Raw genomic sequence first — 14,623 nt, forward strand, 5'->3', positions numbered from 1 at the left:
GCCGGATTCGGTGGGCTTGGCGAGGTCCGGGACAGCGCTACTCCGCCGCCTGGACCTTTTGCTTGGCGCGCTTGGCGCGAGTCTTGGCGATGGCCTTCTTCGCCAGTTTGGTCGGCGGCGGTGCGGTCTTCTCCTCGCCATCCAGCAGGGCGAAACGCAGGGCCTGGCGGATCTGGTCCAGCTTGCCCTTGTGCTCGACCTTCATGCCGAACGTATCCTTCACATAGAAAACGTCGACAACCTGTTCGCCGTAGGTCGAAACCTTGGCGAGCACGATCTGCAGGCGCTGTTCCACCAAGGCGGATGTCAGCTTGTAGAGCAGGCCCGGCCGGTCGCGGCCGTTGACTTCGATCACGGTGTGGCTGTTGGACGCCTGATTGTCGATCAGCACCCTGGGCGCGACGGTGAAGACCCGCGTTCGCGACGGCAGGGCCGATTGCGCCCGCTTCGCCAACTCCTCCATCGGCTTGATCTCTCCCGCCAGCGACTGACGGATGAGAACTGACAATCGGGCCAGCCGGTCGGGCCGCGCAAAGGCCCCTTCCTCCGCGTCCTGCAGCAGGAAGGTATCCAGTGCCATACCGTCCTTCATGGTCGAGATCTTGGCATCCACGACCGATGCGCCTGCCAGGGCGATCGCCCCGGACAGTCGTGCGAAAAGCCCCGGATGGTCGGTACAGTAGACGGTGAGTTCGGTTACCGCCTTGTCTGTGTCGATCCGCGTTTCCAGTGTCAGCTCATCCGTTCGCCCTTGCGCGGACCGCACGATGCGGGCGTGGTGGGCCAGCGTATCGTCGTCCAGCGCCAGGTAATAGCCCTTACCGCCGCGCGACAGATGGGTCTCGATCTCGGCCGCCTCCCAGCCATCCTGCTCAAGTCGTTCGGCAAGACGGGCCTTCGCCGCCTCCGCCCGCCGAATGCGCCCCTCGGATGCCGAGGCGCCTGACATCACCTCTTCGGCGCGCCAGTAAAGCTCCCGCAACAGTGTGGCTTTCCAGTTGTTCCAGACATTGGGACCGACCGCCCGTATGTCGACGACCGTAAGGCAAAGCAGCAACCGCAGCCGCTCCGGCGATTGCACCAGATCCACGAAATCCTGGACAGTCTTCGGATCTTCCAAGTCCCGCTTCGTCGCGGTCATCGACATCGCGAGGTGATGCAGGACCAGCCAAGCGACCGTTTCGGTGTCCTCCTGATTCATCCCCAGTCGCGGACACAGTTCCCGTGCGACCTCCGCCCCCAGTTCTGAATGATCGCCGCCGCGGCCCTTGGCGATATCATGCAGAAGGGTCGCGACATACAGGACTTCGCGCGACTGAACCTGCCGGATCACCTTGCTGGCAACCGGATGATCCTCTGTCAGCATGCCGCGCTCGATCCGGTTCAGAATGCCTATGGCGCGGATGGTATGCTCGTCCGTCGTGTAGACGTGATACATGTCATACTGCATCTGCGCGACGACACGCCCGAAATCCGGAACGAACTTCCCGAACAATCCGCACTCGTTCATCTGGCGCAAGGTCTTGTCCGGATCTTCGTCGGCGCAAAGAATGTCCATGAACAGGCGGTTGGCCTCCGGGTCATCCCGAAACGCGGCATTGATCTTGCCCAGCGCCCGCGTCACCGCGGTCACCGCGTCGGGATGCAACTCCAGCCCGTGGCGGTTCGCGACCAGAAAGATCCGCAGCATCTCTGTCGGGTTGTTCCGGAAATACTTCTTTTCGGGAATGGACAAACGCTGCCCGTCTATCGGAAACCCTTCGACATCACGCCGGAAGAAAACCGTCGGCAGGCGCAGCAGACCCCGGCGCTTCTGAGCCGCCTCGAAGGCCGCAAGAAAGATCCGGGTCAGGTCCCCCACATCTTTTGCAACCAGGAAGTAATGACGCATGAAGCGCTCGACGCCGCTCCCTCCGGCCCGGTCCGAATAGGCCATGCGATGGGCCAGTTCCGGCTGCACATCGAAGGTCAGACGCTCTTCCGGTCGGTTCGCCAGGTAATGCAGATGACAGCGTACGGACCACAGGAAATGCTGCGCCCGCCCGAACCGGTCGATCTCCGCCTTGGTAAGGCCGCCTTCCGCCACCATCTGGGCAATATCATCGACGCCATAGAGAAACTTGGCGGTCCAGTACAATGTATGGAGATCCCGCAGCCCGCCCTTGCCGTCCTTGATGTTCGGCTCCAGGACATAGCGGCTGTCACCCATGCGTTCGTGCCGTTCGTCCCTCTCTGTCAGCTTTGCATCCAGAAAATCCGTCTCGCTGCCGGCAACGACCGTCTTTCGGAAATTGGTCCGCAGCGACGTGAACAATGCCTTGTCGCCCCAGATGTAACGGGTTTCCAGCAACGCGGTGCAGATCGTCCAGTCGGACTTCGCCTGACGCAGGCATTCCTCGACCGACCGGGTCGAGTGACCGACCTTCAACCCGACATCCCACAAAGTATACAGGATGGTCTCCACCACCTGATCGATCCGCGCGGCGGGTTTGCGCTGGTGCAGGAACAACAGGTCCACATCCGATTGCGGCGCCAGTTCGCCGCGCCCGTATCCACCGACCGCCACAATCGCGATCCGCTCGGATTCCGTCGGATTGGGCGCAGGATAGAGATGCGCCGAAATCGCGTCGTAGAGGACGCGGATCGTCTGATCGATCAGGAAGCAGTTGGCGCGAACGCATTCCGCGCCGTCCTGATTGTCGAAGAACCGATTGCGGATTTCCTCCCGGCCCTTCGCAAGTGCGGCTTTCAGGATGGGCAGCCAGGCGGCGCGCACATCGGCCTCGCCATGCACCGACTGGGCGGCGGCGGCCAGTTCTTCCTGCAGCGTCAGCCGGTCAATGATGCGGCGCTGCTGCTTCACTTTGACGGTGGTGTCGATCATGCCCTTAACCTAGTTCACGCCACAGCATTTGACGAGGGGCGTACCAGCCTGACCAGGACGGTACCAGACCCTGGCCCGCAAGGGGGCGCTGTGCTGTCACGATGCCGCGCGGTGCCCGCTTTAGGCCTTGATCTTGTAGCCCGTCGCCAGCAGGCGGGCGGCAATGCCCAGCAGAACCAGAAAGACCGCCACGCCGATGCCGGCACCAATCATCGGATCGGTCTCCGCCCGACCGGTCGCGGCCCATCGAAATCCGTCGACCAGATAGTAGATCGGATTGACCTGAAAGACGGTGCGCCACACGCCCTCCGGAACCGCCGCAATCGGGAAGAAGGTTCCGCTCAGGAAAATGATCGGCAGCATCATGAAGGTTTCCTTCCCGGCGAAGGAATCCCATTTCGGGGAGAAGATCGCATTGATCAGCCCGGCCATGGAAAAGATGCCCGCTGCCAGGCACAGAAACAGGAAGGCTGCGACCGGGGAGACCGGCAGTTCGAATCCGAAGGGCATCATGACGACCCCGATGGCCGCGCCCACGGCGACAGCTGCGGTCACCGCCGTCACCAGATAGGAGATCAGCACCTCCAGGGGGCTCAGCGGGGAACTGAGGATATCCTGAAGCCCGCCCGATTCCAGCTTGTCGAACATGATCGAATAGCCGGTGGTTTCGAAGGCGCGCTGCATCGCCGCCGATGCCACAAGGCCGGCGGCGAGAAACTGGATGAAGTTCAGCCCGTCGACCATCAGGTCGCTGCCCGCCGCCAGAGTGAAGACCGATGCAAACAGGAGCGCCTGAATGGCCGGTCCCAGAATGACCATGCCGAACCAGCGAATTTCGCGTATCGCCTCGCGGCGGATCAGGCTGATCAGCCCGACCAGATTTACATGCCGGAAAAGGCGCGGCCGCGGCGGACCGGCGTCAGCGAAGGCAGGCGTCCTCGTGCGACCGGTCGCGGCATCCATGATCGGGTCCAGTCCTAGTTCTTCAGCTTGTAGCCGGAATGAACCATGCGCCAGGCCAGCAAGGCCAGCGCCAGATTGATCCCGAACATGATCGTCATGCCAAGCCATGCAGGCGCATCGGAGGTCCCGATGAAGCCGCTGCGGAACCCGTCGATCATGTAGAAGAACGGGTTGAAGAAGGCGATCGTATAGAACGGCTCCGGCAGGCGCTCGATCGAATAAAAGGTTCCGCTGAGAAACGCGAAGGGCGTGATGACGAAATTCGTGATTGCGGCCATGTGGTCGAACTTGTCCGCCCAGATTCCCCCGATGATGCCGATGAGGCTGAGCATCAACGACGCACTGATGCCATGATAGATGACCAATGCCGGGTTGGTGATCTCGAACGGCACGAAAATCCACATGCACAGGCCGGTGGACAGACCGACCACGACCCCTCGGGTCGCCCCGGCCAGGGCATAGGCAGTGACGAATTCCACCGGGTTGATCGGCGGCATAAGGACATCGACGATGTTGCCCTGAACCTTGGAGATGACCAGCGAGGAAGACGTGTTGGCAAAGGCATTCTGGACCATGGCCATGACGATAAGGCCGGGCGCCAGGAAGACAGGAAACGGCACGCCATGCACCGTCTCCACAGCCCGACCGAGCGCCAGCGTGAAGATCGCGAGGAACAGCAGCGTCGTCACGACAGGCGCCGCGACGGTCTGGGTCGCGACGTTCAGGAAGCGGCGAACTTCCTTCATGTAGAGGCTGCGCCAGCCAACCCAGTTGACCGAGCCGAAGGCGCGCGGACCGCGAACGCCGCGGCGGACATTGTCGGCGGCGGCGGCTTGATTCGGCGGCAGGCTGCCGCCGTCAGAATGCGTTGTCGTCATGGCGCCGTACCCTATGCCGAAACGGGTCCAAGGCAACCCTTTCGGCCGCCCTGTGAGGAAAAAGCGTGTCGCCGGATCGGAAACGATGCCGCTAGCCGGACCATCCTTTGCGGTTGAGACCCTCTGCAAAGACAAATCGGAAAGTGGCAAATTGCGATCTGCACTTTATAGTCCCAACCATACATTGGCTCAGGGGGGCGAAGTTGCAATTTTCCAAACTCATCTTGTGGATTGCCGTGCTTGCCGTCGCGGCATGTCAAACGACCGCAGACGGGGTCGCACGAGGACATTATTATAAGGTGCCACCGGAGCTGTCCCGATTGAGCATCGATGACACCGAGATACTGACAAAGATCGGCGCTGCACGACAGGCCCGGAGCATTTCGATATCAACGAGTCGCAGCGCCGCGTATTTCGAGACGTTCACGCTCAGCGGCGGTGGCCACAAAACATACATCCGACTGTCGATGCTGCCACATGGCTGGTACTGGAACGTCCATTCATCCGGCTTCGGATTGCAGAAGGAATTGCGCAACGGCTTCGACAAGGTTCTGAAGCACGACATCGACATTTCTGATGTCACCCCACTGTCCACTGACTATGCGCGAAGTGTGTACGGGCGGTTCCGTCAGGGTGTGCGTGAATGCTACGGATTCTTGATTACGTCATCGGCCAGCGCATTACCGAACAATTACAGAAACCTTGTCGTCGGCGCCACCTGTGCGGCCGCGGACCAGCTTATGACCGACCAGGAGTTCATGCGCCTGGTCCTGGCCATATCGTTCGACCCGGCCCACTATTCGGGGGCCGGCTTCTCGAGCGAGCAGGTCAGATACATCGCCGGGAAGTCCTGACCCACGGAACGAAGGTCAGGACTGCCACGTCAGGTCGTGCCGGAGGCTTCCGACGCCGCCCGTGCCATGGATGCGGACATTTCGTTGGCAACGCTGGTCTGCTGACTCAGGGCTGATGCTGTGGCGGCGACCCGTTCCTGTACCAGTTCGATCTTGTGCCGGATATCGCCCAATCCGTTCACGACATCGGCCGACACCGATCGCAGATTGGAGATTTCCGTTTCGATTTCGGTGGTCGCCTTGCGGGCCTGGTCGGCCAGAACCTTGACCTCGTTGGCGACGACGGCGAAGCCCTTGCCGGCTTCGCCCGCCCGGGCCGCTTCGATTGTCGCGTTGAGTGCCAGCATGTTGATCTGGTTCGTGATCTCGCCAATCGCGACAGTAATGCCGCCCATGGAGGTCGCGGCGCTGTCCAATCGCTCGGTCGCGTGTCCGGTTGTCGACACTTCCTCTGCCGCGCCGGAGGTCAGTTCGTTGCACTGCTCCATGCTGACGGCAATCTCCCGAACGGACGCATTCATCTCCTCGGCTCCGGCTGCAGTCTGTTCCAACAGGTTGCTGATCTGCTCCGCGCGCCGGCGTGCCATGACCTCGTCCGTCACGTCGGTGGCAAATTTGACAACCTTGTAAGGCTGCCCGTTCAGATCGCGGATCGGGTTGTAGGTCGCCTGAATCCATATCTCACGACCGCCCTTACCGATCCGTCGGTATTCTCCGGCCTGAAACTGCCCCTGATTCAGGGCGGCCCAAAACGCATGGTACTCTTCGCTTCGGGCGGCCTCCTCGGGCATGAACATCGAATGATGCCGGCCGCGAATTTCCTCCATCCGGTATCCGACGGCGTTCAGGAAGTTTTCATTGGCTTCCTCGATCGTGCCGTCCAGCTTGAAGGAAATCACCGCCTGCGATTTCTGAATGGCATCCAACTGGCCGGCCGCTTCAGCAGCGCGCTTCTTTTCAGCGGTAATGTCCGACGCAAACTTCACGACCTTGTACGGTTTTCCGTTCATGTCCCGGATCGGGTTGTAGGACGCCTGAATCCAGACCTCGCGCCCCCCTTTTGCGACGCGCTTGAATTCCCCGGCGCGATACTCTCCGCGCGCGAGCGATTCCCAGAAGGCAGCATATTCCGGGCTGTTTCGGGTCTCGGCATCGACAAAGGTGCGATGGTGCTTTCCGACGATTTCCGATTCCTCGTAGCCCATCGCATTCAGGAAGTTCTTGTTGGCCTTGCGGATCGTACCGTCGAGTTCGAATTCGATCACCGCCTGGGACAAGTTGATGGCATCGATCTGTCCGTTGAAATCCGACGCCTTCAGCTTGGCTTCCGTAATGTCGCTGGCGAATTTGACCACCTTGTAGACGCGACCCTTGTGATCGGCGATCGGCGCATAGGTCGCCTGGATCCAGACCTCGCGACCATCCTTTGTCACGCGCTTGAATTCGGCCGTCTTGAATTCACCTTTGCCGAGGGCCTGCCAGAAGGCCCGGTATTCCGGGCTGGCGCGATAGGAGGCATCGACAAAGATCGAATGGTGACGGCCTTTCACTTCCTCAAGGCCATATCCCATCAGGGACAGGAAGTTGTCATTGGCGGTCAGAATGGTTCCGTCCACCTTGAACTCAATCACCGCCTGAGACCGGTCGAGGGCCTTCAGAGTTTCAGTATGATCTTGAGCACGACCGCCAAACAGTTTCGACAACGCCATTGTCCTGCGCCTCTGCATGATTTCATTGGATAAGGAAAGACACCTGTCCCGGACCGGTGTGCGACCGAAACGTTGATCACTGTGCAGAAACGCAAACTTGCCCGCTGAACGGGCGCACGTTTCGGGGCCTGACGGGATCGAACACGGACGCGTTAACCTTCTGTTAAGGAACGCGGTCGCATTGGACAAGTCAAATATTCAAACCTTGCAATTCGGCGTGCAGCTGAACGCGCCCCGGTTCGGCTGCCGAACATTCCCCGACCTCGCCTGTTTCCGGGACGCTCTGATCTGTCCGCTCTCTACAGGCCCAGAAACTCGATGATGTGGCGCGCCACGGCGTCCGGCTGCTCGATGCAGGGCAGATGACCGGCGCCCGGAATGGCCATATAGCTGCCGTTCGGCAGCAGATCGGCCAAAGACGCGACCAGTTCCGTCGGCGTCGCCTTGTCTTCCGTGCCGCACAGGCACAGGGCCGGCACGGCAATCCGCGCGGTGTCTTCGGTCAGGTCGGCATCGCGGATTGCGGCGCAGATCCCGTTATAGCCCTGGGGCGGAATCGTCGTCAGCATGGCGTGCATTCCGGCATGTAGCGCCGGGTCGCGCGTCTTGAAGTCCGGACCGAACCACCGGTCCAGAACGGAATCCACAATCGCGGTCATCCCGCCGGTCTCCACGGTTTCGATCCGCGCATTCCAGATCTCGCGAGTCGCAATCACGTGCCCGGTGTCACAGAGCACCAGCTTTGAGAACCTTTCCGGCGCCTTTGCGGCGGCGCTCTGGGCAACCATGCCACCGACCGACAGGCCGACCAGCGCCACCTGGTCGAGCCCCAACCGATCCAGAATGCCCAACAGATCATCCCGCAGATCGGTCATCGCATAGGGGGCCTGCGGCGCACTGGTAAGCCCATGGCCGCGCATGTCGTAGCGCAGGATTCGGACTGAAGGCGGCAGGCGATCGACCACCCCGTCCCAGATGCGAAAATCCGTCCCCAGGGAATTCGCGAAGGCGACAACCGGCGCCCCGGCCGGACCTTCCAGCGATACGTGATGGGTCAAGTCGCCGATGGATTCGAAACGCATGCAATCCTCCCGTTCAAGCCAAAACATTTTAAGCTTGAAATAATTTTTGGAAAGTCCGACACTCCGCCGACCTTACCAGAATGGATTTCCCGGCCTGCTTCCGGCCGATCTCGGGATGAATCGATGGCTGCCTTCGCAACGACACGCAAGATTTTATTCCAGCACTGCGACCCGGCGGGGATCGTCTTCTACCCCCGCTACTTCGAACTGCTGAATGCGGTGGTGGAAGAATGGTTCGACCTGGAACTCGGTGTCCCGTTCTCGGAACTGCATGGGGCGCGGCACAGCGGAATTCCCACCGTGTCCATCGATGTCCAGTTCAAGCGCCCCAGCCGTCTGGGTGAGGAGATCACCATTGAATACGGGATCGAGAAGCTGGGGGGCGCCAGCCTGACCGCCCGCTTCGCCTTCCTGGGGCCGGAGGGCGAGGTGCGCCTGGAAGGAAGCCAGGTGCTGGTTCATACCGACCTGGAAGCCTTGAAGCCGACCCCCTTCCCCGATGACCTGCGCGAAAAGATGGCGCATTTCCTGTTGGATGAGGAACCGAATGATGAATGACATACTGCACCCGACCAATTGGAAGAAGGCCTCCGGCTATGCCAACGGGATTGCCGCACCGGCAAACGGCCGCACGCTCTATCTCGGCGGCCAGATCGGCTGGAACGGACAGCAGGAGTTTGAAAGCGACGATTTCATCGATCAGGTCCGGCAGACTCTGTCCAACATCGTCGCCATCCTGGCCGAAGCCGGTGCCGGTCCGGAGCATCTGGTGCGGCTGACCTGGTATGTCACTGACAAGAAGGAATACCTGACCCGCCTGCGGGAGGTCGGTGAGGCTTACCGTGCGGTCCTGGGGCGTAACTTCCCGGCGATGACCATGGTTCAGGTAGTCGCGCTTGTGGAGGACCGCGCCAAGGTCGAGATCGAGGCAACGGCCGTTCTCCCCGCCTGACGAGAGTCCAGCGCACCCGATGTTTCGCTGCGCTGCACTGTCCGACTTGACCGGGGCCGCGTTTCCGGCCACACATCCGGAACGCCCGAGTCGCGGCGGGACTTTCCTCGGATGGGCACGCTGCCATGCTTTGGACGCTTTCTCTCGGGCTGATGATCGGGATGCAGCATGCGCTGGAGGCGGATCACGTCGCCGCCGTATCCTGCATCGCCGCCCGCGAACGATCCGTCCGGAAGATCGTCCGCCACGGCGCGGTCTGGGGTGTCGGCCATACGGTCACACTGATGCTCGTGGCGGGTGGGGCAATCCTGCTGGGGGCCTCGCTTCCCGACCGGTTTGCGGTAGCCCTCGAAATGCTGGTCGGGGTCATGCTGGTGGCGTTGGGCATCCATGTCCTTGTTCGCCTGATCCGGGAACGGGTCCATTTTCACCGGCATCGCCATTCCGACGGCACGGTTCATCTCCACGCCCATTCCCATGATCAGGACATAACGGCCGGCGCGCCGCATCTGCCGGCCCACGACCACGATCATCCGCAAGGCCTGCCCTGGCGTACCCTCGCGATCGGCATGACCCACGGCCTCGCGGGGTCGGCGGCTCTGCTGGTGCTGACCGCGGCCGGGCTGCAGTCACCCTGGATGGGCGTACTGTACGTTCTGTTGTTCGGGGTTGGATCCGTGCTCGGCATGGCCGTGCTGTCGGCCCTGATGGCGGTCCCGCTGGCCTGGACCGCCAGGGCGATGACCTGGACCCATCGCGGGCTTCAGGGCCTCGCGGGCGGGGCGACCGCCGCGCTGGGCCTCTGGATCGCCGTGGAATCGGTTGGCCGCCTCTGACACCGGTCAGCTGTTGGCCGCCAGACAGGTCGCGATGGAGTTCGCCAGGGATTCGATGGTGGCGAAATAGTGGTTTGGCCCCGCCGGTGCGTCCACACCATGCGGATCCAGTTGACCGACCCCGGCGGAACTTCCCTCCGCCGCTACCTTTACAACCTTCTCCGAAAATTGCGGCTCCGTGAAGATGCAGGCGACATTCAGCCGCTTCAGTTTGTCCTGGATTTCGCGCACCCGTTCCGCACTGGGCGGTGTTTCGGGGTTCACGGTCACCGAACCGACGGCGGTCAGCTCAAAGCGGTGCTCGAAATACTGATAGGCATCATGAAAGACCGCATAAGGGACGCCCTTCGCATCGGCGAGCTGGGCGTGCACATTCTCGACCAGCGCATTTAGCCTGTCGGTCATGTCAGCCGCGTTACGGCGGTATGTCTCCGCATGATTCGGATCGACCTGAGACAGGGTCGCCGCAATTTCCCGCACCATCACAACGGCGTTGCGCGGATCAAGCCAGACATGCGGATCGAACTGCGACAGGGCGTGGTCGTCATGGCCGTGCTCCTTATGAGCATGGTCGTCGTGGGCGTGGTCATCATGGGCGTGTTCGTCATGGGCATGATCGCCGTGCCCTTGCCCCTCATGGGCATGTCCCTCGTCAGCATGCTCGTCGTGATCATGGTCATCATGTCCGTGGTCAGCATGATCGTGGTCGTGCCCCTCAAAGTCCGCCTCTTCCCGGAAACGGAGCAGTTGCATCCCCTGGGCTTCGATGAGTGCGACGCGCCTTACCGTGTCCGGCAGGGTGTCGATCGGGCGATCCAGCGATGTTTCCAGGGCCTGTCCGATCCAGAAAACGGCATCGGCCTCGTTCATCGCCGCAACATGTGACGGCTTCAGGGAAAATCCATGGGGCGAGGACAGGCCGTCGATAATCAGTGTCGGCTCCCCCACACCGTCCATCACGCCGGCCACCAGGGAATGGAGCGGCTTGATCGACGCCACGACCTTCGGGGCCTCTTCCGCATGAGACACGCCAACAGCCAGAATCGCGACTGCTGTGAATGTGGCAGTCAAACCGCGCTGAAGCGTTTCGATCATGGCGACCCCTTCCCAGGACACTGAAATGTTATACTGTTACATAGATTGCGTGATGATATAACGTATGCTATCCGAACGCGTCAACGCCGTATTGAGGCTCCGCCTGCCAAGGGCGGCGCTCTCCGGCGGCGAGATTGCTTCAGGATAGCTCCATGGCCGATAGTGCAACTGCGGTGGCGTCCCTTTCGCCCCGAGACGATCAGGTATCCGCCAATGAAACGAGGGCGGGGTCGCCCTTGGTCGAGGCCGTCGATATCGGTGTTCGAGGCGGTGGCCGCTGGCTGATCCGACATATCGATCTGTCCGTCCGGCCCGGCGAGATCGTCACCGTCATCGGCCCCAACGGCTCCGGCAAATCGACACTGGTCAAGACAGTCCTGGGCGTTCTCCGTCCTGCGGAAGGCAAGGTCGCGCGAAAATCCGGCCTGCGTGTCGGCTACGTGCCGCAGCGCCTCAGCGTCGACTGGACCCTGCCGCTAACAGTGGACAGGCTGATCCGGTTGACCGGACCGGTGCCCGAAGGCGAACGCAAGGCGGCCCTGGAGGCCGTCGGGATCCCTCATCTGGCGCGTGCGGAGGTTCGCACCCTTTCCGGCGGCGAGTTTCAGCGCGCCCTTCTGGCCCGGGCGATCGCCCGCAAGCCGGACCTGCTGGTCCTCGACGAACCGGTGCAGGGCGTCGACGTCGCCGGAGAGGTCGCCCTGTATGCCCTGATCGACGAGATCCGGCACAAGACCGGCTGCGGCATTCTGATGATTTCCCACGACCTGCACGTCGTGATGGCCGCGACCGACACCGTCTTGTGTCTGAACGGGCATGTGTGCTGCAGCGGCACGCCGCAAAGCGTCGCCGAGGACCCGGCCTATCGTGCCCTGTTCGGTGCCCGGGCCGCCGCGTCGATTGCAGTCTATGCCCATCATCACGACCACACCCATCTTCCCGACGGTCGGGTGCGACACGCCGACGGGTCCATCGCGGACGGCTGCCATCACGACATCCAACATGACGGTCACGAACACGCGGCACCCGATCCGCGGACGCATTCCGGAAAGGAAGGCCGCCCATGACCTTTCTGGACGATTTCTTCACCCGCGCCCTGATCGCCGGCATCGGCGTCGCGGTGGTCGCCGGACCGCTTGGCTGCTTCGTGGTCTGGCGGCGCCTTGCCTATTTCGGTGACACCCTGTCCCACTCGGCCTTGCTCGGTGTCGCCATGGCCTTCCTCATTGAGGTCGACATGGTGCTGGGCGTCTTCGGCATTTCCGCCCTGATCGCCGTCAGCCTCTTGGTCCTGCAACGGCGCGCCGAATTGTCTTCCGATTCCATCCTGGGGCTTCTGTCGCATTCCGCCCTTGCCCTCGGCATGGTCGCTATCGCGGTGCTGACAACCATTCGGGTCGACCTGATCGGTGTCCTGTTCGGTGACATTCTGGCTGTCTCGCAGATGGACATTGCGATCATCTATGGCGGGGGCGCGCTCATTCTCGCCGTGCTGATCGCCATCTGGCGCCCGTTGTTCGCCGCCACGGTCAATCGCGAACTGGCGGAGGCCGAGGGCGTCGGACCGGCCCGCGCCGATCTGATCTTCATGCTGCTGATGGCGGTCGCGGTGGCCATTGCGATCAAGGTCGTCGGCGCCCTGCTGATTACCGCCCTGCTGATCATTCCGGCCGCCACCGCGCGCCGTCTTGCCGTCGGTCCGGAAAGTATGGCCGTCCTTGCCGCCGCGATCGGCGCCCTGTCTGTGATCGTGGGACTCTACAGTTCCCTTTCCTTCGACACGCCGTCCGGACCATCGATCGTGGTCGCCGCGACGTTCGCCTTTCTGGTAAGCTTGGCATTGCCACCGCTGGCGGGAATACTGCGGCGGCCGGAAAGGGAGAATTCAGGTTCATGAGTGAGGGCCATCGCACATTGACGAAGAACGAGGCGCTCGTCTTCGGGGCGCTCCGCAAGTCGGACCAGCCGATGAGCGCCTATGCCCTGCTGGACCTCCTGCGGGACTCCGGATTGCGGGCGCCTGTGCAGGTCTACCGCGCGCTCGACCGCCTTGTGGAATTCGGCATGGCGCACCGTCTGGAGAGCTTGAACGCCTTCGTTGCCTGCAACCACCCGGACTGCGACGACACCGGACAGGCCGCCTTTGCAATCTGCGAAGGGTGCGGCAAGGTCACGGAATTCACCGATCCCGCCCTGGAAACACGACTGGCCGATTGGGCCGACCAGGCGTCCTTCATTCCGAACCGCACAACGGTGGAACTGCGTGGCCACTGCGCGGACTGTGCCGGGCGCCGCTGAACATCCCGCCGCTTGCGGCCCTGGTTGGGGTCAGGCTGCCGTCGCCGGGAGCGAAAACAACTCCGTCGCCACACCATCGGCCTCATATCCGCGGAGTGCGATCGACCCCGCACCCGCATCCAGAACGGCCGCCATGCGTGTATCGCGGTTCAACACCGGCTCCCGCACCCAGTGCAGGGGATTGGCGTCCTCTCCGGGCCCTCTGATCATGGCGCGCCGGGCAGCGTTTTCCCGGCCGCGGGGCCGCCCCCCCAAATCGGGACTGAGCCAGTCGTTGGCGACTGCTTCCGGAGCCTCATGGATTCGCGCCTCGGTCCCCAGATGTTCGATGACGCAGCCCTCGCCGGATCGCGCGCCCGCAAGGGAATACAATGCCGGCAGTGCTATCGGCGTGTTGCGGACCATTGCCACGGCGGCCTCATAGTCCGAGCAGGTCTCGAACACGCGCCGGGCAAGATGGGCCGGTGGCAGGAAACGGCTGCGCCCGACCCGAATCCGGTCGTGCAGCCAGCCCGCGGGGGCCGGCCAGCCCCGTTTCAGACGCATGGGCGCCTGGTTGATGGCCAGGGAAAAGCGCCCCGGCGCCATCCCGGTGATCACACCGGAAAATCCGGGCCAGGTGATGTTGTAGAAGTCCCCGGTCGGGCCGGTCTGCAGCGCGACGATCAGTTCACGGCCAAGCCCGTCGAAAGGCCAGTCCAACGTCCGCCGCATGGACATGCTGCCTGTCGATGACGGCTCGACGGCTGTCGTGCATCCCCATTCATAGCAGAAATTCATGAACCAGACGCCGCGTGGCATCCCCGCCGCCAGAACAGCAATTTCTTCACAATAGGGATTATTGGCACGGACCGCCCAACGCGCGCTGCGCCCGTCGAAAAAAGTCACCACCGGCGGCGACATCTTCCGGCGACCGGCCGCCAGCAGCCGATGCGCGCCTTCCCGGTGGTCGCGGTACAGCACGGCCGCGCCGCCATCGCGAATATCGACCAACGGAATCCTGACCAGACTCATGACCCGCCCACCATCCATGAACGGTGCGCATCCTAGCAGAACGGCAATTCCGCTCAAG

14 protein-coding genes are annotated in these 14,623 nt (G+C 62.3%); 7 read left to right on the forward strand and 7 right to left on the reverse strand.

Going from position 1 to position 14,623, the window contains the following annotated elements:
- Positions 1-37 precede the first annotated feature (37 nt).
- From R8L07_04845 to R8L07_04855, 3 genes are all read right to left on the reverse strand, one after another.
- Positions 38-2,884 carry a [protein-PII] uridylyltransferase gene (locus R8L07_04845; GenBank protein MDW3204851.1) on the reverse strand — a complete coding sequence of 949 codons (2,847 nt, stop codon included), beginning with the start codon at positions 2,882-2,884 and terminating at the stop codon, positions 38-40.
- A gap of 120 nt (positions 2,885-3,004) precedes the next feature.
- The gene (locus R8L07_04850; protein ID MDW3204852.1) at positions 3,005-3,847 is read right to left on the reverse strand and encodes an ABC transporter permease; all 843 of its coding nucleotides are present in this window, start codon (positions 3,845-3,847) and stop codon (positions 3,005-3,007) included.
- Positions 3,848-3,861: 14 nt separating this feature from the next.
- Positions 3,862-4,725 (reverse strand): ABC transporter permease, encoded by an 864-nt coding sequence (locus tag R8L07_04855; protein ID MDW3204853.1) that lies wholly within the window; start codon positions 4,723-4,725, stop codon positions 3,862-3,864.
- Positions 4,726-5,045: 320 nt separating this feature from the next.
- Here R8L07_04855 and R8L07_04860 point away from each other — a divergent pair, with 320 nt between their 5' ends.
- Positions 5,046-5,579, forward strand: coding sequence for a hypothetical protein (locus R8L07_04860; protein MDW3204854.1), 534 nt, complete (start codon positions 5,046-5,048; stop codon positions 5,577-5,579).
- Between the two features lie 29 nt (positions 5,580-5,608).
- On the opposite strand, the gene R8L07_04865 is transcribed toward R8L07_04860, so the two are convergent.
- Together R8L07_04865 and pcaD are read right to left on the reverse strand one after the other, a co-directional pair.
- Positions 5,609-7,288 (reverse strand): PAS domain S-box protein, encoded by a 1,680-nt coding sequence (locus R8L07_04865; protein ID MDW3204855.1) that lies wholly within the window; start codon positions 7,286-7,288, stop codon positions 5,609-5,611.
- A 299-nt stretch (positions 7,289-7,587) separates the two neighbouring features.
- The gene (gene pcaD / locus R8L07_04870) at positions 7,588-8,370 is read right to left on the reverse strand and encodes a 3-oxoadipate enol-lactonase (protein MDW3204856.1); all 783 of its coding nucleotides are present in this window, start codon (positions 8,368-8,370) and stop codon (positions 7,588-7,590) included.
- A 123-nt stretch (positions 8,371-8,493) separates the two neighbouring features.
- On the opposite strand from pcaD, the gene R8L07_04875 reads away from it, so the two are divergent.
- The 3 genes from R8L07_04875 (at position 8,494) to R8L07_04885 (ending at position 10,158) form a co-directional block, all read left to right on the forward strand.
- Positions 8,494-8,928: a thioesterase family protein gene (locus R8L07_04875; protein ID MDW3204857.1), complete on the forward strand. Its 435-nt coding sequence runs from the start codon at positions 8,494-8,496 to the stop codon at positions 8,926-8,928.
- Positions 8,921-9,322: a RidA family protein gene (locus R8L07_04880; GenBank protein ID MDW3204858.1), complete on the forward strand. Its 402-nt coding sequence runs from the start codon at positions 8,921-8,923 to the stop codon at positions 9,320-9,322. Before R8L07_04875 ends, R8L07_04880 begins: the two co-directional genes overlap by 8 nt.
- A gap of 125 nt (positions 9,323-9,447) precedes the next feature.
- Positions 9,448-10,158, forward strand: a complete 711-nt coding sequence (locus R8L07_04885; protein MDW3204859.1) for a sulfite exporter TauE/SafE family protein — start codon at positions 9,448-9,450, stop codon at positions 10,156-10,158.
- A gap of 6 nt (positions 10,159-10,164) precedes the next feature.
- Here the strand turns inward: R8L07_04885 and R8L07_04890 are convergent, their stop codons facing one another.
- Complete coding sequence (locus R8L07_04890) at positions 10,165-11,253, reverse strand: zinc ABC transporter substrate-binding protein (GenBank protein ID MDW3204860.1); 1,089 nt, start codon at positions 11,251-11,253, stop codon at positions 10,165-10,167.
- A 152-nt stretch (positions 11,254-11,405) separates the two neighbouring features.
- Between R8L07_04890 and R8L07_04895 the strand changes: the two genes are divergently transcribed.
- The 3 genes from R8L07_04895 to R8L07_04905 are packed head-to-tail and all read left to right on the forward strand — an operon-like array spanning position 11,406 to position 13,551.
- Positions 11,406-12,320, forward strand: coding sequence for a metal ABC transporter ATP-binding protein (locus R8L07_04895; protein ID MDW3204861.1), 915 nt, complete (start codon positions 11,406-11,408; stop codon positions 12,318-12,320).
- Positions 12,317-13,150 carry a metal ABC transporter permease gene (locus R8L07_04900; protein ID MDW3204862.1) on the forward strand — a complete coding sequence of 278 codons (834 nt, stop codon included), beginning with the start codon at positions 12,317-12,319 and terminating at the stop codon, positions 13,148-13,150. Before R8L07_04895 ends, R8L07_04900 begins: the two co-directional genes overlap by 4 nt.
- On the forward strand, positions 13,147-13,551 hold the full coding sequence (locus R8L07_04905) for a Fur family transcriptional regulator (GenBank protein ID MDW3204863.1): 405 nt from the start codon (positions 13,147-13,149) through the stop codon (positions 13,549-13,551). The genes R8L07_04900 and R8L07_04905 overlap by 4 nt, the downstream gene beginning before the upstream one ends.
- A 30-nt stretch (positions 13,552-13,581) precedes the next feature.
- Here R8L07_04905 and R8L07_04910 read toward each other — a convergent pair whose 3' ends face one another.
- On the reverse strand, positions 13,582-14,583 hold the full coding sequence (locus R8L07_04910) for a hypothetical protein (protein ID MDW3204864.1): 1,002 nt from the start codon (positions 14,581-14,583) through the stop codon (positions 13,582-13,584).
- Between the last annotated feature and the right edge of the window lie 40 nt (positions 14,584-14,623).

It is taken from the genome of Alphaproteobacteria bacterium, from assembly GCA_033344895.1.
GTDB lineage: Bacteria > Pseudomonadota > Alphaproteobacteria > UBA8366 > Aestuariispiraceae > Pacificispira.